20 protein-coding genes are annotated in these 24,151 nt (G+C 63.1%); 14 read left to right on the top strand and 6 right to left on the bottom strand.

Features of this window, described 5'->3' with window-relative positions:
- Positions 1-240: 240 nt before the first annotated feature.
- A complete protein-coding gene (locus RJT37_RS09855; protein WP_313683999.1) occupies positions 241-1,059 on the bottom strand; it encodes an enoyl-CoA hydratase/isomerase family protein in 819 nt (272 codons plus the stop codon).
- 142 nt (positions 1,060-1,201) lie between these two features.
- Between RJT37_RS09855 and RJT37_RS09850 the strand changes: the two genes are divergently transcribed.
- Both RJT37_RS09850 and RJT37_RS09845 read left to right on the top strand, forming a co-directional pair.
- Positions 1,202-2,599 (top strand): aspartate aminotransferase family protein, encoded by a 1,398-nt coding sequence (locus tag RJT37_RS09850; protein ID WP_313683997.1) that lies wholly within the window; start codon positions 1,202-1,204, stop codon positions 2,597-2,599.
- Complete coding sequence (locus RJT37_RS09845; protein ID WP_313683995.1) at positions 2,596-3,780, top strand: NAD(P)/FAD-dependent oxidoreductase; 1,185 nt, start codon at positions 2,596-2,598, stop codon at positions 3,778-3,780. Before RJT37_RS09850 ends, RJT37_RS09845 begins: the two co-directional genes overlap by 4 nt.
- Before the next feature lie 149 nt (positions 3,781-3,929).
- Here RJT37_RS09845 and RJT37_RS09840 read toward each other — a convergent pair whose 3' ends face one another.
- From RJT37_RS09840 to RJT37_RS09830, 3 genes are all read right to left on the bottom strand, one after another.
- Complete coding sequence (locus RJT37_RS09840; protein ID WP_313683993.1) at positions 3,930-5,066, bottom strand: acyl-CoA dehydrogenase family protein; 1,137 nt, start codon at positions 5,064-5,066, stop codon at positions 3,930-3,932.
- Positions 5,067-5,136: 70 nt separating this feature from the next.
- The gene (locus RJT37_RS09835) at positions 5,137-6,126 is read right to left on the bottom strand and encodes a C-terminal binding protein (RefSeq protein ID WP_313683991.1); all 990 of its coding nucleotides are present in this window, start codon (positions 6,124-6,126) and stop codon (positions 5,137-5,139) included.
- Between the two features lie 165 nt (positions 6,127-6,291).
- A complete protein-coding gene (locus tag RJT37_RS09830; RefSeq protein ID WP_313683990.1) occupies positions 6,292-7,974 on the bottom strand; it encodes a thiamine pyrophosphate-binding protein in 1,683 nt (560 codons plus the stop codon).
- 161 nt (positions 7,975-8,135) lie between these two features.
- Between RJT37_RS09830 and RJT37_RS09825 the strand changes: the two genes are divergently transcribed.
- From RJT37_RS09825 to RJT37_RS09815, 3 genes are all read left to right on the top strand, one after another.
- Entirely contained in the window at positions 8,136-9,266 is a 1,131-nt protein-coding gene (locus RJT37_RS09825) for an amidohydrolase family protein (protein WP_313683989.1), read from the top strand.
- Complete coding sequence (locus RJT37_RS09820) at positions 9,263-9,622, top strand: Rieske (2Fe-2S) protein (RefSeq protein ID WP_313683987.1); 360 nt, start codon at positions 9,263-9,265, stop codon at positions 9,620-9,622. The genes RJT37_RS09825 and RJT37_RS09820 overlap by 4 nt, the downstream gene beginning before the upstream one ends.
- 176 nt (positions 9,623-9,798) lie before the next feature.
- Positions 9,799-10,935, top strand: a complete 1,137-nt coding sequence (locus RJT37_RS09815) for an amidohydrolase family protein (RefSeq protein ID WP_313683986.1) — start codon at positions 9,799-9,801, stop codon at positions 10,933-10,935.
- A 7-nt stretch (positions 10,936-10,942) separates the two neighbouring features.
- On the opposite strand, the gene RJT37_RS09810 is transcribed toward RJT37_RS09815, so the two are convergent.
- Both RJT37_RS09810 and RJT37_RS09805 read right to left on the bottom strand, forming a co-directional pair.
- Positions 10,943-11,332, bottom strand: coding sequence for a hypothetical protein (locus RJT37_RS09810; RefSeq protein WP_313683984.1), 390 nt, complete (start codon positions 11,330-11,332; stop codon positions 10,943-10,945).
- A gap of 209 nt (positions 11,333-11,541) precedes the next feature.
- Positions 11,542-12,429 carry an EamA family transporter gene (locus RJT37_RS09805; protein WP_313683982.1) on the bottom strand — a complete coding sequence of 296 codons (888 nt, stop codon included), beginning with the start codon at positions 12,427-12,429 and terminating at the stop codon, positions 11,542-11,544.
- 89 nt (positions 12,430-12,518) lie between these two features.
- Between RJT37_RS09805 and RJT37_RS09800 the strand changes: the two genes are divergently transcribed.
- The 9 genes from RJT37_RS09800 (at position 12,519) to RJT37_RS09760 (ending at position 24,150) form a co-directional block, all read left to right on the top strand.
- Entirely contained in the window at positions 12,519-13,940 is a 1,422-nt protein-coding gene (locus RJT37_RS09800; RefSeq protein WP_313683980.1) for an aldehyde dehydrogenase family protein, read from the top strand.
- Positions 13,941-14,110: 170 nt separating this feature from the next.
- Positions 14,111-15,604 (top strand): amidase family protein, encoded by a 1,494-nt coding sequence (locus RJT37_RS09795; RefSeq protein ID WP_313683978.1) that lies wholly within the window; start codon positions 14,111-14,113, stop codon positions 15,602-15,604.
- A 132-nt stretch (positions 15,605-15,736) separates the two neighbouring features.
- Positions 15,737-16,912 carry an ABC transporter substrate-binding protein gene (locus RJT37_RS09790; RefSeq protein WP_313683976.1) on the top strand — a complete coding sequence of 392 codons (1,176 nt, stop codon included), beginning with the start codon at positions 15,737-15,739 and terminating at the stop codon, positions 16,910-16,912.
- Positions 16,913-17,108: 196 nt separating this feature from the next.
- Entirely contained in the window at positions 17,109-18,239 is a 1,131-nt protein-coding gene (locus RJT37_RS09785) for an ABC transporter ATP-binding protein (protein ID WP_313683975.1), read from the top strand.
- Between the two features lie 2 nt (positions 18,240-18,241).
- Positions 18,242-19,147, top strand: a complete 906-nt coding sequence (locus RJT37_RS09780) for an ABC transporter permease (protein WP_313683974.1) — start codon at positions 18,242-18,244, stop codon at positions 19,145-19,147.
- On the top strand, positions 19,140-19,943 hold the full coding sequence (locus RJT37_RS09775) for an ABC transporter permease (protein WP_313683973.1): 804 nt from the start codon (positions 19,140-19,142) through the stop codon (positions 19,941-19,943). Before RJT37_RS09780 ends, RJT37_RS09775 begins: the two co-directional genes overlap by 8 nt.
- Before the next feature lie 131 nt (positions 19,944-20,074).
- Positions 20,075-21,136: a zinc-dependent alcohol dehydrogenase family protein gene (locus RJT37_RS09770; RefSeq protein WP_313683972.1), complete on the top strand. Its 1,062-nt coding sequence runs from the start codon at positions 20,075-20,077 to the stop codon at positions 21,134-21,136.
- Positions 21,137-21,653: 517 nt separating this feature from the next.
- Entirely contained in the window at positions 21,654-23,207 is a 1,554-nt protein-coding gene (locus RJT37_RS09765) for an ABC transporter substrate-binding protein (RefSeq protein WP_313683971.1), read from the top strand.
- 16 nt (positions 23,208-23,223) lie between these two features.
- Entirely contained in the window at positions 23,224-24,150 is a 927-nt protein-coding gene (locus RJT37_RS09760; RefSeq protein WP_313683970.1) for an ABC transporter permease, read from the top strand.
- Position 24,151: the final 1 nt, after the last annotated feature.

The following is a 24,151-nucleotide window of genomic DNA, read 5'->3' as shown; positions in this document are numbered from 1 at the left end:
ATGATTACTCTCGTCTCTTACCGCCGAGCGCCGACGACGGTGGTGACGCTCGGCGATAAAAAGTGAGGGTAATCATTATCAGTCACCACCAGACGGTTTCCGAGCGGGAGGTGATTAGTGTTCGGGTCCAGTCAGGAGTGACGTCTAGACCGAGCATCGTCGGTGATTTCCGCGATGCGAATTCCGTACCTGGATCCGCTCATCGATGCCGTACCGACCGCGTGCAATCGCCGGCCGACCTCACTTCCCCTGCCACTCCGGCTCCCGGTCGGCAGAGAAGGCCGCGGCACCTTCCGCGTAGTCGTCGGTGTGCAGCAGCGGGAGATACGCACGGTACTCGTATTCGATCCCATCGCGGAGGCCGACGTTGCGCGACTGGTTGATGGTGTCCTTGATAGCCCGGAGGGCGAGCGGCGGCTTCCCCGCGAGTTCTTCGGCGAACTCGTCGACGGCAGCCGGGAGTTCCTCCGCCGGGTGGGCCTCGTTGATCAACCCGTCCGCGGCGGCTTCCGATCCGGAGAGGAACTCGCCGGTCATACACAGCTCCTTGGCCCGACTCGGGCCAACCAGGAGCGGCAGTCGCTGTGTCGTTCCCACCCCGGAGGGGAAGATTCCCAGGTCGACCTCGGGGAAGCCGAGTTCGCTCTCCTCGCTTGCGATCCGGAAATCACACATCAGCGCCAGTTCCAGGCCACCGCCGACGCAGTACCCGTCGATCTCGGCGATCACCGGCGCGCCGAACGACTCGACGCTGAACAGCGCCTCCCGGAACGATGACGCGGTGAACGGATATCGCTCGCCGCCGATGTCGTCGACGTCGACGCCGACACAGAAGGCGTCGTCGCCCGCCCCGGAAATAACGACGCACCGGACCGAGATGTGGTCTTCCTCCCGGTCGAGTCCGTCGAACGTTTCGATCGCGGTCGGCAGTTCGTCGAGGGTCTGTGTCGACATCGCGTTCAACGAGTCGGGTCGGTCGAGGACGATGCGGCCGACGCCGGTCTCGTGGTCGAACTCGCATCGGATGGTCTCGAACTGGTCGCTGTAGTCCGTCGCCATATCGGGTTGATCCTGCTGTCCACAACTACCTAAAGCTTCACCAGCAGATCGGACCGCGGCGCACCTGATCGCATCGGCGACCACTCGAACGCGGCGGGAGCGCGCCGCAATAATTTACTTCTTCGCGCTGCTGTGTGAGGGTATGCCAACCGGACCCCCGCCTGCGGAGCTTCATCTCTCCCAGCGGCCCGCCGTGACGGAGCCGATTCCTGGCCCACGGTCCAGCGATCTTCTCGACGAACAGGCCGCCAAGGAGGCCAACACCGTCGCCTATCCGCTGTCGCTGCCGATCGCGATCGACTCGGCACGAGGCGCGACGATCGAAGACGTCGACGGGAACGTCTATCTCGACTTCTCAGCCGGGATCGGCGTCGCGAACGTCGGCCACTCGAACCCGTACGTCGTCGACGCCGCCAAGGACCAACTCGATGCGGTCGCACACACCATCGACTTCCCGACGGAGGCCCGCCTGGAGTTCATCGACGCGCTGGATTCGATCGCACCGGGGACGCTGCCCGGCAACAGCCGGATCGCCTTCGGGGGTCCGACGGGAACCAACGCGATCGAGGCGTCGATCAAACTGGCGAAGTACAACACGGGCCGGAACGGAATCGTCGGCTTCGAGGACGGCTATCACGGCGGCACGATGGGCGCGCTCAGTCTCTCCGGGTGGTCCTCGTACAAGAGCGACTACACCCCCTTACTCCCGGACGTCGTCCACGTTCCGTACCCGCGCCCGCAGGACTACGAGACGCCGGAGGCTGCGCTCGACGGCGCACTCGAGGAGATTCGAGCAGTCGTCAGCGGACGCGCGGACGGACTCGAGGAACCGCCCGCGGGGATCTGGGTAGAACCCATCCAGGGATCCGGCGGCGTCGTCGTGCCCCCGGAAGGATTCCTGGAGGGACTCGCCGAGATGACCGCCGAACACGACGTCCTCCTGATCGTCGACGAGATCCAGACAGGGATGGGCCGAACGGGCGAGTGGTTCGGCAGCGATCACGCGGACATCACTCCTGACGCGATGACCGTCGGCAAAGCCGTCGGCGGCATCGGACTACCGCTCTCGGCAACGGTGTACCGCGAAGAACTGGACACGTGGGGCCCGAGCGCACACGCGGGGACCTTCCGCGGGCACGTCCCGGCGATGGTGGCGGGGACCAGGGCGATCGAGTACATCGACGAGCACGATCTGCTCGACCGCGCGACGCGGATCGGCGCGTATCTGCAGGATCGCTTCGGAGAGATTCAGGAAGACTGTCCCCACCTCGTCGACGTGCGAGGTCGCGGACTACTCGTCGGCGCCGAGTTCCGTGACGCGGACGGCTCTCCGCTCTCGGATCTCGTCGATTCGATCCAGTCGCGCTGTCTCCAGCGTGGTCTCGTGGTCTGGACGGCTGGAATCGAGGGTCACGTCCTCAGACTGCTCCCGCCGCTCGTCCTCACCGACGAACAGGCGCGTGTCGGGATGGACATCATCCAGGACGTCGTCGAAGAAGTGACCGCGGAGACTGATACTCGGCGGGGAGACGGAGTATGACAGAGGGCACGATCGGCATCGTTGGCGGGGGAATCACCGGCGTCTGCACGGCCTACTACCTCTCGAAACGCTCCGATCGTCGCGTCGTGGTGTTCGAAAGTGACGAGGTGGCCGCCGAGACGACAGCGAAGTCGGCGGGGTACGTCGGCGTTCGCGCCAGCCACACGCAGGCCCACAGAGCGTTGCTGACGCACAGTATCCGACTCTACAACCGTGTGATCCGGGAAGCCGGAGCCGACGTTCGGCACCGGCTGCTCGGCGGACTCAACGTTTCGACGACGACAGATGGACGCGCGGCGCTTCGCGCTCGGCATCGCTCACTGACGGAAGGCGATGAAGATTCCAACTCGGCGTTCGCCGAGTTCTTCGAGGGGGATTCGTTGCGCGAGTCACTGCTGTTGCCGGACGTCCGACTCGGTGAACTCACGGCCGCGTGGTTCTGGCCGAACTACGGGTACGTGACGCCGGCCTCGCTGGCTGCGACCTTCGCCCAACGCGCTCGAAACGCGGGCGCAACCTTCCGGACGAACACCCGCGTACTCGAACTGGAACGCGACGCCACCGGGTCGATCTCGGCTGTCCGGACGGACAGCGGTCGGACGACAGTCGATCAACTGGTGTTGGCCGCGGGCCCGTGGAACCCGACACTGGCACAATCGGTCGGTGTCGACCTCCCGGTCCGCCACAGTTTCGCACCAGGGCTGGTGCTCGACGATCCGACGGGGAGCGTCCACCCCAGCCTCACGCACCACGAGTCAGGCGTGTACATCCGTCCCCACGACGACGGACAACTCTTCGCCGGCCACTATCAGGGTGACTTCGACGACGCCGCTCCCGACGTCGAGGATCCGGAGATCCCGGAGACCATCCCGACGGACCTGCGAGAGAACATTCTCGATGCGGCCGGGCAGCTTCTGTACGGACTCGACGACCCGACCGTCAAAGACGAGTGGGTCGGCCTGCGGAGCCTGACGCCGGACGGAAATCCCATCGTCGGCTGGACAGCCGTCGACGGTCTCCTCGTGGCGACGTACAACGCGACGGGGATCCAACACGCGCCGGCAGTCGGCGACATCCTGAGTCGGCAACTGCTGGACGGCGACCCAACTCAATACTACGACGCGGTCTCGATCAGTCGGTTCGACGGCCACGACGATGTACAGGACGGTCCGTCCGCATAGGCCGGACAGGTGTAAGAAAGAGTCGAGACAGACATTCGGCAGCGTCGAGACACACGTCCCGCAGCGTCAGGATGCTTCTTTCGCATCGAGTCGGAAGAAAACAGGGCCCTCGCTACCGTCGATCCGTCGAAACCGGAGTATTCGCGGGCTTACTCGTCGAGGACGGATTCGGCGATGATGCTCCGCATCACCTCGTTCGTCCCGTCGTAGATCTGGGCGACCTTCGACCAGCGGAGATACTCCTCGACGCGGTACTCCTCCAGCAGGCCGTACCCGCCGTGGAGCTGAATCGCGTCGCTCGCCACGTCCTCGGCCAACTGCGCGGCCAACAGTTTCGCCATCGCTGGCTCCTCGGCGAGATCGACGTTCTCTTCGAGATCACGCGCCGTCTTGTAGGTGAACGTCCGGAGCGCCTCGATTCGGGCTTCGTAGTTCGCGATTCGGTGGCGAACAGCCTGCCGATCCTTGACCGGCTTGCCGAACGTCTCGCGATCGGAGATGTAGTCGATCGTTCGGTCGAGCGCCCCGCGTGCGGCCCCGACCGAACTCGCGGCAATCTCGAGTCGGCTGCCGTTCATCGTCCGCATCGCCTGGTAGAAGCCGTCCCCCTCCTCGCCGATACGCGCCTCGACGGGGACCCGAGCGTCATCGAGGTGGAGTTCGCCGAGCGCCATCGCCCCCGGTCCGACGTAGTTGTCGAGTTCTTCGCGGTGGAACCCGTCGGTGCCGGCCTCGACGACGAACGACGAGATTCCCCGGTGCGGCGGGTCGGTGTCGCTCGTCCGGGCGAACACGAGGACGGCGTCGGCGATGTGGCCGTTACCGATGAATATCTTCTCGCCGTTCAGGACGTACTCGTCGCCGTCGCGTTCGGCTCGCGTCTGTATGTTCGCGAAGTCGGATCCGCCACGGGGTTCGGTCATCGCCGCGCCCGTGATCATCTCGCCGTTCGTCACCGGCCGAACCCACCGCTCGGCCTGTTCGTCGGCCCCGTCCTCGGCGATGATCTCACACCCGAACATCGAGCCGGTGATCGCCTCGGCAATCCCCGGATCCGCCGCGTACAACTCTTCGCGCACCAGCAGACTACCGGTGACTCCCAGCCCACCGCCCCCGTACTCCGCCGGGAGCATCGAGGTGGTGAGGCCCTGGCTGGCGGCCTCCTTCACGATCTCTGTGGGGTGTGTTCCGGTCCGTTCGTGCTCGACCGCCGCAGGCTCGATTCGCTCCTCGGCGAAAGACGCTGCTCGGTCCCGGAGCTCTGATTCCGCATCGGACAACCTCATACGAGTGACGCTTCGTTCGCACGGTAAATATAGGCATGGGACGGACGGTCCACCCGAGGCCGTGGGAAAATTACTCGGCGTCGAGCGCTTCGGGGTTCACGACCCCGTCGACGGCCTCCCCTCGATACGCAGCGGCGGCGATCTGGGAGCCGCGTCGCCGGACTCGTTCGACGGCACCCGGCGAGAACCACGCCGCGTGCGGCGTCACGATGGTGTCCGGGTGGTGGAGCAGCGGATTATCCGGCGCCGGCGGTTCGGTGGCGAGGACGTCGAGTCCGGCGCCCCGGAGCGGTCCGTCATCGAGGGCAGCCAGAAGTGCGTCCTCGTCGACGAGTTTCCCTCGGGCCGTGTTGATCAGAATCGATCCCTCCGGCATCCGCTCGAAGACCGAGGCGTCGAAGCGCTCTTCGGTCTCCGGCGTCAGCGGCGCGTTCAGCGAGAGGACGTCGGATCCCTCGACGAGTTCGTCGAACGAGACCGGTTCGGCGCCGGCGTCCCGGATCTCCTCCTCGGAGAGGTAGGGGTCGTGGGCGACGACGTCGAACCCGAACGCGTCCGCTTTCGCCGCCGCGTGGCGAGCCTTGCGGCCGAACGCGAAGAAGCCGAGCGTCTGGGTCGTAGCCGTCCTGACCGAGTCCGCTGCCCGCCAGTCCCAGCCGCCGTCGGCGGTGTGGGCCTCGTACTGCGGGAGGCCGCGGAGCAACGCCACTGCGAGCGTCACGATGTGTTCGCCCACTTCCTCGTCGCAGTACTTCGGCACGTTCGTGACGGCGATCCCTCGCTCCGTGGCCGCCTCGACGTCGACGTTGTCGACCCCGGTGGCGTAGCAGGTGACGACCGAACACCCCGTGGCGTCCATCGCCGAGGCCGGGACGGCGGCGTAGTGGGTGAGTAAGATGTCGGCCGCGTCGACGACCTCGCCGATATCCTCCCCGCTCGTGTCGACGGTCTCGAACGTGATCGAGCCCAACTCCGCCTCCAGCGTCGACCGTTCGATTTCTACGTCACTGAAGCCGTTCGGATCGATATGGACGATTCGAACCGGTGTCTCGGAAGACATCACGTGTACACTCAAGGGACTGCCACATACTTCTTTGGTCCTGAACTGCGTTCCCGCGACGGCGAGGGCCACCGCGTCCGTCTCTCAATGTGAATACTCTCCGCTCTCCCCGCCGAGTGCCGTCACGGGGGTGAGCCTCCGCGGGAAACGTGAGAGTGATCAGTATCAGTCACGGACGGGCACGTCGACGACGGCGGGTTCGGCGGACTCGATAGCGGCGGTCAGCGTCTCGACCAGTTCGGACTCCTCGGCGACCCGGTACCCGTTCGCCCCGTGGCTCTCGGCGTTCGCCGCCAGGTCGACCGCCGGATCGAAATCCATCCCGACGTACTCGTAATCATCGTCCGATCCGCCGTAGATATCGAGCATCCCGTCTTTCAGAATCCGGTAGTTCCGGTTGTTCGGGACGACGACAGTCAGATCCAGGTCGTATCGAGCGGCGCTGTAGAGAGTCTGCGGATAGTAGAGATAGGAGCCGTCACCGATGAATCCGACGACTTGGCGTCCGGTATCGCCCTGTCTGTGGGCGACCGCAGCACCCACGGTCGCGGGGAGACTGTACCCCAGTCCCCCGTTTTTGTTCGAGACGAACTGTTCGGGACCGGGTCGCATACGAGAGAGCAGGGCGAATTTGCTGGTGTTGCTCTCGTTGAGCAGATAGCTGTTCGGGGCGGCGTCGGCGAGCGCCTCCGCCAGCATTTCCTTCGATATCTCTCCATCGGAGCCTGATTCGGTCTCGACACCGAGGAACGACGCCGCTTCCGAGCGGCGATCTGCGAGGTCCCCCGTGCGCGCTCGCCGGTGCTGTTCCGAAACCGCCACCGAATCCGCTATCTCCTGCATCACCGACGCCGGGTCGCCGACGATGGCGACGTCCGCCGGATTGTTCTTAGCGATATCGGCGTCGTCGACGTCGATGTCGATTACGGTCGCCTCAGACGGGATGTAGGGCTCGTCGTACGGGATGTACGGCGTGTTCGTCGTACACCCCACGAACACCAGCGTGTCGGCATCGAAGGCCGCGCGCCCCATCTCCGGATCCGGGGTGAGATACGAGACCCACTGGTCGTGGTCCGGCGGGAAGTTGATCTCGCAGGTGTTCATTTCGCTGTACACCGCACACCCGGTCGCTTCGGCAAGACTGACGGCTGCGTCGATCGCGTCCGGCCCCGCTCGCGCCACCCGATCGCCGAGGACCAGTACCGGATCGTCGCCGGATTCCAGCGCGGCTACCGCGGCTTCGATCTGCGAGGTGTCGCCGCGTCCGGGCGAGGGTACGGCACCGAGTCGCTCGGGGTCGTCCGTCGTTTCCGCGCTCATCACGTCCATCGGAAGCCCGAGGAAAACCGGCCCCATCGGGGGGGTCAGCGCCGTCTTGACCGCGCGTCTGACCATCGTCGGGATGTTCGAGACGTCGTTGATCTCGGCACTCAGCTTGCAGTACTCGTCGACCATCCCGGCGAGTTCCCCCGAGAGGATCGGCTCCTCGTGCTGGAAGTCGGTGCTGTGGTTGCCCGCCGTGACGAGAAGCGGCGTTCCGGACCACGCTGCGTTCTGGATATTGCCGAGTCCGTGCGCCAGACCGGGGGCGACGTGGAGGTTCACGACGCCGAGCGGCATAACCGACTCGTCGTGGTGGGACTGGTACCGGCGCGCGCTCGCGTAGCCGCCTGCCATCCCGACGGCGATGTCCTCGTGCAGACCGAGGATGTATGTCAGATCGGAGTCGGCGATCGCACGCATAATCGGCAACTCCGTGGTTCCGGGATTACCGAACAGATGCGTGACCCCGTAGGACTCCAGCGCTTCGACGAACAGCTCCGCACCGGTCGAGTGTTCAGAGTGCATGGTTTTTGTCAACAGCACTCAACACGCTACGCTCCAGTGGCAAAAATTGTCTGATCGTATCGGATCGGCTGACTTCCGGTTCGGCAGTCCCACCGACGTGTCCCCGCTGGCGATCCAGACCGTCACAACACTTTTTATCCGGATTCTACAAATCGTTAGTAATGACACAGAATATCAAACAGCAGTCCCTGACGTCGCTCGACGAAGTCGAGACGATCGTCGACGCCGACGCGCACGCCCAGGCGTCCTGGGACGACATCCGCGCCCACCTCGACGACGGTCACGAGCGCTTCGAGTCGTTCTTCGAGTCCTCGCCCGCGCCGGGGAGCGAGATGAACCTCTATCACTCCCCGACGCCGACGTATCTCTACGAGGATATGAAAGAGCGGGACGACGACGACACCGGACTGTACGACGATGCCGGCCTCGAACAGACGGCGGCGGTGACAGAACGGATCGGCGTCGACGCGGGAATCGTGAATCCGACGCTCATCCTCAATCTGAATTTCATCCGCGAACGCGACTATGCGGTCGCGATTATGCAGGGCTACAACGACTGGCTGGTCTCGGAGTTAGACCAGTACGACAATATGGTCGGGAACCTCCTCGTCGCCGCGCAGGACCCCCACCGCTCCGCCGAGGAGATCGACCGACTCGCGGACGAAGACGACATCGTCGGGGTCCAGTTGCTCGGGACGGCGCTCGTTCCCCCGGCCGGTCACGCTTCCTACGATCCGATCTACGAAGCGGCCGAAGCGAACGGCCTCCCGATCAGTATGCACACGAGCGGCGCCGGGATGAAGCCGTTCCCGGAGCAGTCGTTCTGGGCGGAGACGTATGCGGAGGATCACGTCACGCAGCACCCCTTCGCACATACGGTGAACGCGACGTCGCTCCTGCTCAACGGCGTCCCGGAGCGGTTCCCTGAGCTAACCTTCGTGTTCCAGGAGGCCGGGATCGGCTACGTTCCGTACCTGCTCGGCCGACTGGATACCGCCTATCACGAGTTCCCCTCCGAGGTCCCGGCGCTTTCCGAACGCCCGAGCGAATACGTGTCCGAGCAGTTCTACTGGTGTACGCAGCCACTCGGCCATACCGCGGAGACGCCGCGCGACCTGGCGTGGCTCGTCGAACTCGTCGGGCCGGAGAATCTGATGTTCGCCGCGGATGCACCACACCCCGACTTCGATACGCCCGAGGAACTCTTCGATCGGGTTCGGGCGTACTTCAGCGCCGACGAGGTGACCGCAATGATGGGCGAAAACGCGATCGAGGTGTACGATATCGAATGAGCGACCGGTACGCAATCGCCGAGGAGGACGACTTCGACGGGGACGGCTCACGAGTCATCACGGAAGTCGAAGGTCGAGAGATCGCCGTCTTCCGCCACGACGGCGACTATTACGCCTTGGCGAACTACTGCATTCATCAGGCTGGCCCCCTCTGTGAAGGCCCACTCAGCGGGAACATCACGACGGACGACGAGGGGTGGGACTGGGAGTACGACGACGAGGAGCGGTACATCGTCTGCCCCTGGCACGGGTGGATGTTCGACATCGAAACCGGACGGAGTCCCAAAGACGAGCGATACGGTGTCCCGACCTACGACGTCGAGGTCGAAGATGGCACCGTGTACGCCGTCGGGTGACTCGCGCCGGCGCCGTCGTCGTTACTGTCGCTGTCCTGCGACCAAATTCGCACAGGCGCCGCCGATCGGAGTGAATCGAAACGAACTACCTCTGCACAGGTGTCGCCGATAGGTTCGTCTCCGCGAGGGGGTGGGTCCGCGATACTATTATGTATCCCGAATCGCAACTCGCCAATATGCTGGATAGCGCACTGAAAGTACCCGAAGCTGATCGTCTCGAAAGCGTCAGCGACCTTGACCGGGTCGTCGACGCCGACGCGCAGGTGCAGGAGACGCCCGAAGATTTGTTGGACCATATGGACGAATCGTCCGGCGCCCACCGCGTCATCTCGCTCACCGAACTCCGGCACGATATGATCTACGCCGGTCCGTCCAGTTATCCGCTCTACGAGTACAAGCGGACCAACGGCGGCGGCGAGGCCGTCGCCGATGACGACGTCGACGACACGATCGGTGCGACCGAACTCGCAGAGCGGGCGCGCTCCGTCGACATCGATAGCGGGGTGGTCAATCCGACGCTGAACCTCGGCCTCTCGGAGGTCAACAACGACCGCTTCGCGGTCGCCCTGGCGAGCGCGTACAACGACTGGTTGCTCTCGGAACTCGACGACTGTCCGAACCTCGTGGGGAACGCTGTCGTCGCTCCCCAGCACCCGGAGCGCGCGGCCGAAGAGATCGACAGAGTCGCCGACGAGGACGACATCGTGGGGGTGCAACTGCCCGCGAGTGGCCTGCTTCCACCGCCGGGGCATCGTCAATACGAACCACTGTACGACGCTGCTGAAGCGCACGACCTCCCGATCGCGATGAAGTCGACCGTCGGGAACAAGAGCTTCGGACAGCAGTACTGGTGGGCGCAGTCGTTCCCGGAGGACTTCGTCTACCAGCACGGGTTCGTCCAGATGCGCAACCTCACGTCGATACTGTTCGAGGGGATCCCCGAGAAGTACGATCTCGACTTCGTCATCCAGGGCGCAGGGATCGGCTTCGTCCCCTCGTTTACCCATCGGCTGGACGACCACTATCTCGAACTCGGATACGAGATCCCGGCGCTCTCGAAGTTGCCGAGCGCATATCTCGGAGACTCCTTTTACTGGACGACACAGCCGATGAACCAACCGGCTGACGACGACCGGCTGTTCGCTGCGATGGCGAATATGGTCGGCCCCGAGAACCTCCTGTTTGCGTCGGACCTTCCACACGGAGTCAGCGACCTTCCCGAGACGGTCGTCGATCGCCTGTCGGACTCGGTCACTGCCGACGAACTGGCGGACATACTGGCCAACAATACCGAACGCGTGTACGGCCTGTAGGCGTCGTTCACTCGGTGACGGCGTCTGTCACTGCGGTCTCGAATGCGGCCGCAGTAATCTCGTATCTCGTGTTCCCTGCTTCGGTGCGGGTCCGCTCGATCGAGCGGACAGCCTCGTCGTCGACCAGAATCTTCCAGGCACCCCCCTCGTGGGGATCGACCGCCCGAATGCGGACCTCCACGCCGTACGTCGACTCCAGCCGGTCGATGAGTTCCGTCGTGACCGTTCCGTCGGCCAGCCGTGGCGGACGATACGGTCGCATCTCGTGCTCCCGGAACTCTTCGACGTTGCGGCGCCACCACTCCGGGAACTCCTCTAAGTCGACATCGGCGTACGGGGACTCGTCGTCGAACCCGGGTGGCAGATTCGCCGGCCGCGGCGGGTCGCTGTCTGACATAGGCGGGATTTCACCACTGGACGGTAATAACCGTACCGTGCGACTCATACTGATTACTCTCGTCTCTTACCGCCGAGCGCCACCCCCGTCGATGGCGTTCGGCGGTAAAAAGTGAGAGTAACCATTATAGTAGCGTTTGCAACTGATTACTCATCTGATCGCACGACTACGTGGGATCGTGTGAGCGAAGACTTGCAAACGCTACTATATTACACCGCGGTTATTCCCGCCCCGACGACGGTCAGCGCCGCGCTGACGACCGTACGCGCGGTGACCGTCTCGACGTCCTTCAAAAAGAGGTGAGCCAACGCAGTCGTGAAAAGCGGTGACGTACTCACGAGCGGTGCGACGATCACCACCGGCCCGTTCGCGAGGGCGGTAAACATCGTGAAGACGGCGGCCGCGTTTGCCAGCCCCGAGCAGATGAAGTACATATCGGAGCGGTCGGGCGTCGTCAGCACCTCCGGATGATAGCTCAGGGTGTGTCCGACGACCAGCGGCAACGCGCTGGTCAGATTGATCGCTGCGGCCTCCAGCGGCGTCGCAGTCGACGTCTGAAACCCGAAGCGATTCACCACGTTGCTGATGGCGGCGAACACCGCCGCCGCCAGCGGGAGCAGGAGCGCTTTCGAGAACCGCAACTGGACGTTCGTCCCGGCCGATAGCGAGAGTAATCCGACGCCGGAGACGATCAAGATTACACCCACGGCGGTGAACAGCGTCAGCCGTTCACCCAAGGCGAGTGCCGCCAGCACTGTGGCAAAGAGCGGTTGCGTATAAAAGAGGACGTTCCCGACGCTCGCGCCCACGAGTCGAATCCCACGGAACCACGCCAACCACGCGAACGAGGTACCGACGATCCCCGAGACGGCGAAAATAGTGATGTCCGCGACGGGCAACCGGGTCACGGAGAGATGACCCGCCCCCCGCCCGAGGAGTGCGGCCCAGAAGACCGCGGCACCGACGAAAAGAACGATGAGCGTCGCTCGACGGGGTTGGCCGCCCCGTTCCATCCCACGCTTGGAGAAGACTGGCCCGACTCCCCAGAACGCGCCCGAAACGAGCGACAGCGCGACGACGAAAGCGGTGGCTGACATTGCTCCCACGGATACGGCGTCGTGGGGGGAGCAAAAGCGTTCCGTGCGAGCGACAAAAACTTATGGTATCCTCTACCACACTACGGCTGATGGAGCCCCTGTACATCAGCGGCGAGTGGATCGAACCGGATGCCGGGCGGATTCGTGCCACCTCTCCGATCGACGGGAGCGAACTGGGAACGGTCGCTGCCGGCACGGCGGAACACGTCGACCGCGCCGTCGCGGCGACTGAACGCGCCTCCAAACAGCTCCGCGAAATGAACGTCCATCGCCGTGCGGACGCGGTCGAAGCCGCGATGGACGCGATCGAAGACCGGGCCGACGAGATCGCCAATACGATGACATCGGAAGTGGGGAAGCCGCAAAGCGAGGCCAGAGAAGAGATCCAGAGTGCTGTTCGATCAGGTCGCGAGTACGCTGCCGACGCGGTCCGGCTCTCCGGTGAGGTGACACGATCGCAGTACGACGATCGTCACAACTTCACCCGGCGGGAGCCCTACGGGCCCACCGGGATCATTACCCCCTGGAACTACCCGTTCGAGATCCCGACCGATCATCTTTCGGCGGCGCTGGTCACTGGAAACCCGGTCACGTGGAAGCCCGCTTCGGATGCTGTGATGACCGCCGCGCACATCGCGGAGGCGTTCGCGGGGACGTCGCTTCCCGAAGGGGCCTTCAATTTCGTTCCCGGTGCGGGCGGGACTGTCGGTGCGGCACTGAGCAGTCATCCGGACGTCAGGCTGCTGGCGTTCACCGGGAGCACCGACGTCGGACAGCGAATTGCAGCGACGGCGGCGGAGCGGAGCGCCGAGTGCTTGCTCGAACTCGGCGGCAAGGATCCGGTGTTGGTTCTCGACGATGCCGACGTATCGAAGGCCGCGGACGCGATCGTTCTGGGGAGCAACTACAACTGCGGCCAGTCGTGCTCGGGGTCCGAACGCGTGATCGCGACGGAACCGGTCTACGAGGAGCTGGTCGCGGCAGTAACCGAGCGAACCCGGGAACTCACCGTCGGAGATCCCCGCGACGCCGAGACCGACATCGGACCGCCGATCAACGACGACGTTAGGGAGACGACAGAGCGGCATATCACGACGGCGACCGAGTCGGGTGCGCGCGTGACCACGGGCGGGTCCGTCGGCGAGCGGTACGTCGAGCCGACGGTCCTGGCCGACGTGGACCCCGAAATGCTGGCGGCGACCGAGGAGACGTTCGGCCCGCTCACGCCGATCATCCCCGTCGCGGACCGCGAAGAGGCGGTGGCGGTCGCCAACGACACCCGATACGGGCTCCAAGCGGCCGTGTTCACCGAGTCCATCCGGAACGCACACCAGGTGATCGACGGGCTTCGATCGGGAGGTATCGTCGTCAACGGGACGAACAACTTCTGGGAGCACCAGTTGCCGTTCGGCGGGTTCAAAGAGAGCGGCAGCGGCGGCGAGTACAAGGGTCACTGGCACCTCGAATCGATGACCCAACTGAAGTCGGTCGCCATCGACTACGGCGAGTGAGAGGACGGTCCACGCCGGTTCCATCGGGACTGGTCGCCGTCGCAGGCGTGATACGCGGATTGTGAACTGCTCTGACGCCCGTTTTTCGCAGGCGGAACGGTGCCCGAGGGCGATCGCGGGCATCCGGAGTACCACCACGATTAATGATGATCCGGTGTGGGTTCCCCGCTATGGATCTTTCACCACCGACGACAGGGGAACTTCGATCGGCAGCAGAGCGGTTCGATTTTTCGCTGACCGATGACGCGCTCCCGGGGTTCGAGCGCCGTATCGGCGAGCAACTGGCGTGCTTCGACGTCCTCGGAAAGTACGACGAGCCGGGGGGAACGCTCGAGCCGACAGCCTGGTCGAGAGACGAGACCGATCGGTGGGACGACGAGGATCCACTCAACGCCTGGATCACCCGGACCACCGTCACCGGTACGGAGTCGGGGCCGCTCGATGGCCTGTCCGTCGCGGTCAAGGACAACATCGCTGTCGCGGGCGTGCCGCTGACCTGTGGCACACGAACGCTCGCAGACTACACCCCGGCGGTCGACGCGACGGTGGTCTCGCGGCTACTCGATGCCGGGGCGACCATCGCCGGCAAGACGAATATGGACGAACTGGCGTTCTCCGGACTCGGCGACACGAGCGAGTACGGGCCGACGCGCAACCCCGCCGATCCGACGCGACTGGCCGGCGGTTCGTCCGGTGGGAGTGCAATCGCGGTCGCAACGGGTGAAGCAGACGTCGCTCTCGGCACCGACCAAGGTGGATCGGTCAGAGCACCCGCCGCCTGGACTGGCGTAGTCGGGCACAAACCGACGCACGGGCTGGTACCCTACAGCGGCTGTGTCGGCCTCGAACCGGCGCTGGATCACGTGGGGGCGCTGGCGTCGGACGTGGAAACCGTCGCTCGTGTTCTCGACGTCCTCGCGGGCAGCGACGACGTCGATCCGCGACAGCCCACGCCGCTCCCGGTCGATGCGTACCTGCCGCGGGTCCGAGACCCGATGGACGACCTCCGCGTGGCCGCGATCGAGGAGGGGTTCTCCCAACCGACAGGTTCGACGGACGTCAACGAGGCCGTCGAAGAGAGGTTACGGGCACTCCGCTCCGGGGGAGCGACCGTCGACAACGTCTCGGTGCCGATGCACGCCGACGGAATGGACATCTACTCCGCGTCGTTCGCGTGTTCGCTCGCGATCGCGATGCGCGGCGGGTGGGACACCGAGCGCGCAGGTCGGGAATCGATCGATCCGGTGGAACGGGCTGTTCTCGAACGGGTCGGTGGGGCCCTTCCGAACACGGTCAAACAGACCGCGCTGCTGGGTGAGTACGTACTCGAACGGGCCCCGGAGGCCTACGCGGAGGCGATGCAACTCCGACAGCGACTCGAACGGCAGTACGAGGCTGTGCTCGCGGAGTACGACGTGCTCGCGATGCCGACCACGCCACGACAGGCCGTCGGCTACGACAGTGAAACCGGGCGAGCGACCGTCGCGGAGGAGTACACCCCGCTGACGAACACGGCCCCGTTCGACGCCACTGGGCATCCGTCTCTCTCGGTGCCAGTCGGGCATCGCGGTGACCTCCCCGTGGGACTGATGCTCACCGGCGCTCACTTCGAGGACGCGACAGTCTTGCACGCTGGGCGATGTATCGAACGGGCCCGTCCGTAGCAACGAACCCGTAGGCGTGTCACTGAATGAACGTCTAGTCCCGTCTCCGTCCGCCCAATTCACGACTGACGGTCCACAGATCGTGACGTCTGTGGGGAAGCTTTATACTGTTTGATACTGACACACACACTGATGTCACGAGACAGCGTCAGTAGTGGAACAGGCAGTAACAGCATTGGTTCACGGATCAATCGCCGGTCGTTCATCGTCGCGGGTGGTGCAGCGGCTGTCTCGGGACTCGCCGGGTGTACCGGGGGAGGCGGGTCGGGCGGCAACACCGACACCGACAGCGACACCGATGCCGGTTCCGGGAGCGGATCGGGAGCGACGACAACGGCCGATTCCTCGACCACGATCAGAGTCTCGGTATGGAGTGGTGATTACGCGGAATACTTCCGGAGTACGGTGAAGAAGCTGTATGAAGAAGAAACCGGAAATACGATGGAGGTTATCCCGGGGTGGAACGAGATTCTCTCGAAAATCAAGGCTGCTCCCGAAGACAATCCGCCCTACGATCTGACAGTCACGGACGGGTACTTCTACTACGCCGGGCGTCAGGACGACCTCTTCGAGCCGGTGGACTACGACAACGTACCGAACATCGACAACGTCTACCCCTACCTGAAGGAGTTCCGCCCGACGAAGTACGGCGCACCGACCGACGGTTCGCCGATGTCGATCATCTACGACAAGACGCGCGTGGACGACGCGCCGTCGAACTGGGGGGAGTTCGGCGAACACGACGCCGACAAAGGGATGGAAGGCGGCTTCTACGTCTACCCGATTCATTGCGCTGCGATCGCTGCCCAACAGGAGGAAGGCGCTCAGGAGCTATACAGCGAGGATACGATCGACGTGGTCTACGACACCCTCCGTGACTTCGACGTCGACGCGTGGTATGGTTCCGGGGCGGAGGTCTGGGAGTTTATGCGACAGGGCCGGACCGCGATGTCGCAGTGGTACTTCGACGGCGTCGTGAAGGCCGAAGAAGTAGAGGAGTACGAAGCCGTCGTGCCGACGCAGACGACCGCCTACTTCGACCACTACTGTCCGGTTCGGGGCTCGGACAAGAAAGCCGAGGCCGAAAACGTCCTCAACTTTATGCTCCGACCCGAGATCCAGACCGCCTGGCACGCTGAAGGGAAGAATATGATGTCGACGGAAGACGTCGAGTACTCCGAGATCGGTTCGGAGTACCATCCGAAGTCGAACGAGGCGTACCAGAAGATCTCCTTCCCGGACTGGACGAAGCTCTCGGAGTACTCCGGAAAGCTGTCGGAGGAGTTCTCGAAAGTCAAGAGTTCGTGAACCCAAAGAGCGAGCAGCGTTCCGACCCTCGTCGAGCCGTGGCCCGTTCGCGCTCCGATCAGTCGCGTTCGACGAAGCAAGCCGGCAATCAGTCTCAGCAAAACAATTATGTTATCTAATGAAAATCGGGAACACGTGCCAACGATTAACGGATCTGATAAAATAGACGACACGAACCGAAAGGAGGTACTCCGGGATGTCGAGCATACGAGCTGAGGACATCGCAAAGCGGTTCGGGAACTTCGTCGCCGTCGACGACGTTTCGTTTTCCGTCGAGGATGGGGAGCTGTGGTGCCTCCTCGGACCGAGCGGCTGTGGAAAATCAACAACCCTTCGGATGCTGGGCGGACTCGAACGTCCGACGTCCGGCAGGATCTACATCGACGACACGGACGTGACAGAGACACGAGCCTACAACCGTAGTACGTCCGTCGTCTTTCAGAACTGGGCGCTTTTCCCACAGAAAACGGTCCTCGAAAACGTCACGTTCGGGCCGAAAATGCAGGGAGTCGGCAAACAGGAGCGCATCGAACGGGCGGAGAAGTACCTCGGGATGATGGAGATGAAGCCGTTCAAAGACAAACCGTCGATGGACCTCAGCGGCGGACAACAACAGCGGGTTGCGCTCGCCCGGTCGCTGGCGATGGATCCGTCGGTGCTCCTTCTGGACGAGCCCCTCTCGAATCTGGACAAGCGGCTGAAAGAGCAGATGCAGATCGAACTCAAGCGGCTCCACGACCAGCTGGGGAAGACGATGGTCTACGTCACCCACGACCAGAACGAAGCGTTCACGCTCGCCGACCGGATCAGCATTATGAACGACGGCAACCTCATTCAGGTCGGTGACCCGCGCGAGGTCTACGCCGATCCGAAAAACCAGTTCGTCGAGGAGTTCCTCGGGGACACGAACATGGTGTCGCTCTCGATCGAATCGATAGACGGAGGCGACGTCGTGGTGACGCTCGGCGACGGACAGCGGCTCTCGATCCCCGTCGACTCACCCCAGAGCCTCGAGGCCGGAGACACGCTCACTGTGTCGTTCAGACCCGAGTTTCTGGATGTCGAAGTCGAGCACGGACCCGAGGCACAGGCGCTCAGCGCAGACGGTCAGGGACAGGAAGACCTCGCGAGTCTGGTCGGCGACGTTACTGACACGCTCTACAGAGGATCGACAGTGCGACACTACATCGAGGTCGGCGGTGCAGAGCTGTTCATCGAGGACAAAATCGACCGGAGCGACAGAGTCGAGCGGGGAGACACCGTCTCGGTCACTTGGAACCCCGCGGAACTCCTGTGCTTCGATGGACAGGGGACCCGCGTGGCATAACCATGAGCGCAACGCCCAACCTCAGTCTCGACCGTCTCGGGCTGTTTCTGAAGCGCGGCTCCACCCGCGCCAGGCTGCTTTTGATCCCGATTGCGGTCTTCGAGACGGTGTTTTTCCTCCTCCCGCTTCTGTACCTGTTTCGGCTGAGCCTCTACCGATCGGGGAACTCCGCGGCGTTCGTCCCCGGAACGCTGAGCTTCGAGAGCTACGCGACGATACTGACGTCGTCGTTCGTTCACCAGATCCTCTTTTTCACGGTGAAGATGGCCGTCATCTCGACGGTGATCACGATCGCGATCGCGTTCGTATACTCGTATGCGATCTGGCAGTCGAGCGGCCTCAAGCGGACGGCGCTTCTGTTCTCCATTGTGCTGCCGCTCCTGACGACCCTGGTCGCCAAACTGTACGCGTGGCTCGTGTTGCTCTCTCCCAAGGGGACGACCAACGCACTGCTTTTGGACGTCGGGATGATCGGTCAGCCGCTACCGCTGATGTACAACTTCTTCGGTGTCATCGTCGGCCAGGTGTACATCATTCTCCCGTACGCGGTGCTGGCGATCTACAGCGTGATGAGCACCCTTGATTGGGAGACGGTCGAGGCCGCCCGGGATCTGGGTGCGAGCCGGCCGCGATCCGTGCTCGAAGTCGTCCTTCCGGGATCGATGCCCGGCATCATCGTCGGAACGATCGTCACGTGGGCGTGGGGCATCGGAGCCTATGCCTCGCCCTCGTTGCTCGGCTCCGGCAGCGAACGCACACTGTCTATCGAAGTCGAGAGCCGGATGCTGACCGAGTTCAACTGGCCGGAGGCAAGCGCGATGTCACTCCTGATGCTCGTCTTGGTGCTTTCCACAGTGATTATACTGTTCAACGTGATGAACCGCTTCGAGGGGGAACAGAATGCTTAGACGGGAATCGATCGAGACGGCGCTGTTCCGGTCGTTCTACGGACTGGTCTTCGTCGCTATGCTAGCGCCGCTTTTGATCGTGATGGGAACCTCCGTCGCCGAGAGCGGCCACTTGCGGTTCCCCCCGGAGCAGGTTTCGCTGAAGTGGTACGTCTCGTTCCTGAGCGACGAGCGGTGGATCGGCGCGGTCTGGAACAGCCTCATTACCTCAACCGGAACGATGTTGATCTCCACGACGCTGGGTGTGACGGCAGCACTCGGCGTCCACGGGACGGATTCGCGTCTGACCAACGTTCTCGTCCCGCTCGCGCTGCTGCCGCTTTTGATCCCCGCCGTGGTGATCGGGGTCACCCTCCTGATGTTCCTGAGCCGATTCGGCCTCCAGCAATCGTACGTGGGGATTATCATCGCTCACTCCCTGTGGGCGACTCCGCTCGTCTTCTTCATTATGCAGGCCGTGTTCACTCGCTTCGACTGGGAACTCAAGGATGCCGGCCACGACCTCGGGGCGACGCCGCTCCGAAACTTCGGTGAAGTGATGCTCCCGAACATCCGACACGGGATCTTCGCGTCAGCGATTATCGCGTTCATCATCAGCCTCCAGGAGTTCATTATGGCGTTGTTCCTGTCGGGGTATCAGACGCGAACGATCCCGGTGTTGGCCTGGGTCTCGCTCCGACAGTCGCTCTCGCCGCTTATCAGCGTCGTCTCGACACTGCTGATTCTCGGTGCGCTGACCCTGCTCGTTCCGGCCGCGTTCGTCGTGGGGTTAGAACTGCTCGCGAAACAGCTCTGAGCGACACTCGCTTCCTGGAGGCATTTTCACCGCCTGGCAGGACAGTCCGCCCGACACGCCGAGACGAAGGCGAGACTGGTCGAGAGAGTGGTGATCGGTACAAATATATTGGATTGTGTCGATGCGGACGTATGCGAGCCGCCGTCCTCAAAGAGTACGGGGAGCCGCTAGTCCTCGAACAACGACCGGAACTGGAGCCCGACGACGACGGCGTCGTCGTCCGAACCGAAGCCTGTGGGATCTGTCGGAGCGACTGGCACGCCTGGCAGGGCCACGGCGCGTGGATCGATAGCCAGGTGCCGACGGACTTCGTGCTCGGACACGAACCAGCGGGGACGGTCGTCGCAGTCGGGGAGGAAGTCGACACGCTGACGACGGGAGACCAGGTCGTCGTCCCGTTCAATCTCGGCTGCGGAACGTGCGCCTACTGCACCAGCGACCGGGCGAACGTCTGCCCGAACCGACAGGCGATCGGGTTTTCACCGGGGATCCCGGGCGCCTTCGCCGAGTCGTTCCACGTTCCCACCGCGGACTTCAACGTCGTCCGACTCCCGGAGGACGTCTCGCCGACTGAGATGGCCGCGCTCGGGTGTCGATTCGTGACTGCGTACCACGCGCTCGCACATCGCGTCGACCTCACGCCCGGCGACTGGGTTGCGGTTCACGGGTGCGGCGGTGTCGGCCTGTCGGCCGTGCAACTCGCCGACGCTCTGGGCGCCCGCGCCGTTGCAATCGATATCGACGAACAGACGCTCTCGCTGGCGTCGGATCTCGGCGCGGCAGCACTCGTCGATGCGAGTGAGAACGAGGACGTCCCCTCGGCGATCCGAGACGTGACGAACGGCGGCGCCGATGTGTCGATCGACGCACTCGGCGTCGCTGAGACGTGTCGGAACTCGGTGCAGTGTCTCGACCGGACCGGACAGCACGTCCAGATCGGGCTGACGACCGAATCGGAAGCCGGCGAGATCAGCCTCCCGATCGATCGGATCACTGCCCAGGAACTGAACCTGGTGGGCTCGTACGGGATTCCGCCGACGCAGTACGACGAACTCTTCGGACTACTCGAGGCGGGCGCAATCGATCCGGGTGCACTCGTCACAGACCACGTCGCTCTCGATACGGTACCGGACCGACTCGCGGCGATGGGGGCGTACGACAACGTCGGGGTCGAAGTAGTCACGGAGTTCTGACTTTTACGGCTGCGACTGATTTAATTCTGCTCGAACAAGGTGTAATAAATCCGGTTAGGTCGTGAGACTTCGGTGCGTGCAACGAATTCGGCGGCAGACTGGTAACGAAAAACCACCATTCGGCTCTGTATAGTCTCATAAGGGCTCTTATCGTCTCGTGTCGGTGTTTAACGCCGGGGGCGGTTGTCAGTTACCAGTTACAACAGTCCTCCTCACAGGTCGTTCTCCGATGTTTGTTCGGTTTCAGGCCTCGAAACAGTTTCCGTCTCCGGATGATACGGTTCGTTCCCCTTCGGCGCGTAAGTAACCGCCCGGACTTTCGACAGTAAAAAAATTTTTGTAGCTGTGTTCATAGATGGCATACGTCATGCGGAGACGCAAGCTCCTCAGAAAAAGCGCACTGCTAGGTGCAGTCGGACTCGCCGGGTGTAGTGGCGACCAAGACGGTGCCCAAACCGGTCTCGACACGGAAAGTGGCGGGGAGACTACTACCGGAAGCAGTACCGATTCGGGCAATATGGATGATTCGGGCGACGGAGGGACGGTACGAATCGGCCTCCCCGAACCGGTCCCGACGATTATGGACACCCGCAAAGCGGCCGACGATGGGGCCCACAACTTTCGTGTCATCAGCACGCTAACCACGTTCAATCGAGAGGGCGCTGTCGAACCACACCTGGCGACCGACTGGTCGTTCGAGAACGACGGCAGCGAACTGGTGATGGACCTCCGGGAGGACGTCGTCTTCCACGACGGCTCCGAGTTCAACGCCGAACACGTGAAGTGGCACATGACGGACTTCCTCGCGAACGGGGGCGGGACGTCCTACATCGTGAGCAAGGTCGACGACGTCGTGGTGGAAGACGAGTACCGTGCCCGGGTGAACTTCAGTTCTCCGGATCCGTACATCCTCTGGGATCTGGCGTCCGCCTGGGGACAGATTCACAGCCGCGAGGCGGTCGAGAAGTACGGCGACGAGTACGGGCAGAGCGGCAAGGTCGTCAGCGCCGGTCCGTTCAAAGAGGTCGAACACGATACGAGTCACGCGATACTCGAACGGTTCGAGGAGTGGGACTGGCCCAAGCCCTGGGAGGAGGAGGTGTACGACGTCGACGCCGAGATCCGGCCGAAACGGCTCGAATATGAGGCCTACGAGGAGACGGCCACCCGGACGTCCGCCTTCGAGGCCGGTGACGTCGACGGGCTGATCGCCGGCGTGCCGTACTCGAAATATCCGAACTACCAGGAGAGCGACGAGTACAACACGGGGACCCCGCCGGCGAGTACCGAGCAGATCTTTATTATGCTCAATCTGAATCCGGAGACCAGCACCGCCCCGGTGCTGGCTGAAGATCTGAGCCTCCGGAAGGGAATTTCGTACGCCATCGACCGGCAACAGATCGTCGACATCGTGTTCAACGGGGTCGGCGAACCCGCACCGAACTATCTGGTTCCCACCGTCGACGCCCACGACATTCCCGAGGAGTACAACTACACCTACGATCTCGAAAAGGCGCGTTCGGTGATGAGCGAGAACGGTTGGACGGTCAACCCCGACGGCGTCAGCACGAAGAACGGTCGCGAGGCCCGCTTCACGTTGCTGACGCAGAATACGGAACTGTCGCGGCGACGGGCGACGCTGATCAAAGAGCAGCTGAAGGATATCGGCGTCGTGATGGAGGTGAGTACCACTGACACCTCGACATTCAAAGAGGACGTCGGCAGCGGAAACTTCGCCGCCGGAATGTCGACGTTCTACGACTGGGGCAACGCCGACCAACTCTGGTGGGCGGTGAGCGAAGACGCGGAGGATTCCTACTACTTCAACTCCAACGCGTGGCAGCAGTTCCCCAAAGCGACCGAAATAACGAACCGGGCGCAGAATGCGACAACGCTCGAAGAGCGGACGCAGCGGTACAAGGAAGCGCACAAGTATCTGCTCGAGGATGTGGTTCCGGTGATCTACCTGATGTATCCGAAAGCAGCCGACGCCTGGGGCGACCACGTCGGTCACTGGAAACCGCACTACAAAGGCGCCCCGATGTGGCCCGTCGAAAGCGAAGAGTGGTAGGCAAACCGATCTACTGATGAGTTTTCAGTCATATCTCGCACGGCGGACGCTGGGACTGATCCCCAAACTGCTCATCGCATCGGGAGTCGTGTTTATGCTGGTCCAGATCACTCCCGGCGATCCCGTCACGACGCTTGCACCCCCCAGAGCGAGCCCCGAACAACTCGAAGCCCTGAGAGACAAGTGGCGACTCAACGAACCGTTGTACGTCCAGTATCTGACGTGGCTGGCGAATATGCTGCAGGGCGACCTCGGGCTATCCGCCGCGACGCGTCGACCGGTCAAGGATATGATCGCCCTCCGGGTCCCGATCAGCCTCCGGTTCTCGGCGCTGGCGCTGTTTATTTCGTACGCCATCGCGATCCCGTTCGGTATCATCGGCGCGATCAAACAGCACACCGTCTGGGACTACCTCTCGATGGGCTTCGTCCTCCTGGCCATCTCCTTTCCCAGTTTCTGGTTCGCGATCATCCTCATCCTGATCTTTGCGATCCAGTTACAGTGGGTTTCCGCCGTCGGATACGGGACGATCGGACTGCTCGTTCTCCCGGCGGTTGCACTCGGACTTCGGGGAAGCGCGATCGAAACCAGAGTGATGCGCTCGTCGATGATCGAGACGCTCAACGAGAAGTTCATCACCGCGTCCCGCGCCCACGGACTCCCCGAACGAAGCGTCGTGTTCAAACACGCGCTCCGGAACGCGCTCATCCCGATCATCACGCTGTTCGGGCTCCGACTGGGGTACATCCTGGCGTCCGGACTGGTGATCGAGATCGTGTTCAACCGCCCAGGCGTCGGTCACCTGCTCGTCGACAGCATCTTCAAGCGTGACTATCCAGTCGTCCGCGCCATCCTGATGATTCTGGTCACGACGATCATGCTCGGTAACTTCCTCGCCGACATCCTGTACGGCCTGGTCGACCCCCGGATCCGCTATGAGTGAC

Source organism: Halobellus marinus, assembly GCF_032113415.1.
GTDB lineage: Archaea > Halobacteriota > Halobacteria > Halobacteriales > Haloferacaceae > Haloquadratum > Haloquadratum marinus.
The sequence above is the reverse complement of the archived record's forward strand: the minus strand, read 5'-3'. Positions and strand labels throughout refer to the sequence as shown.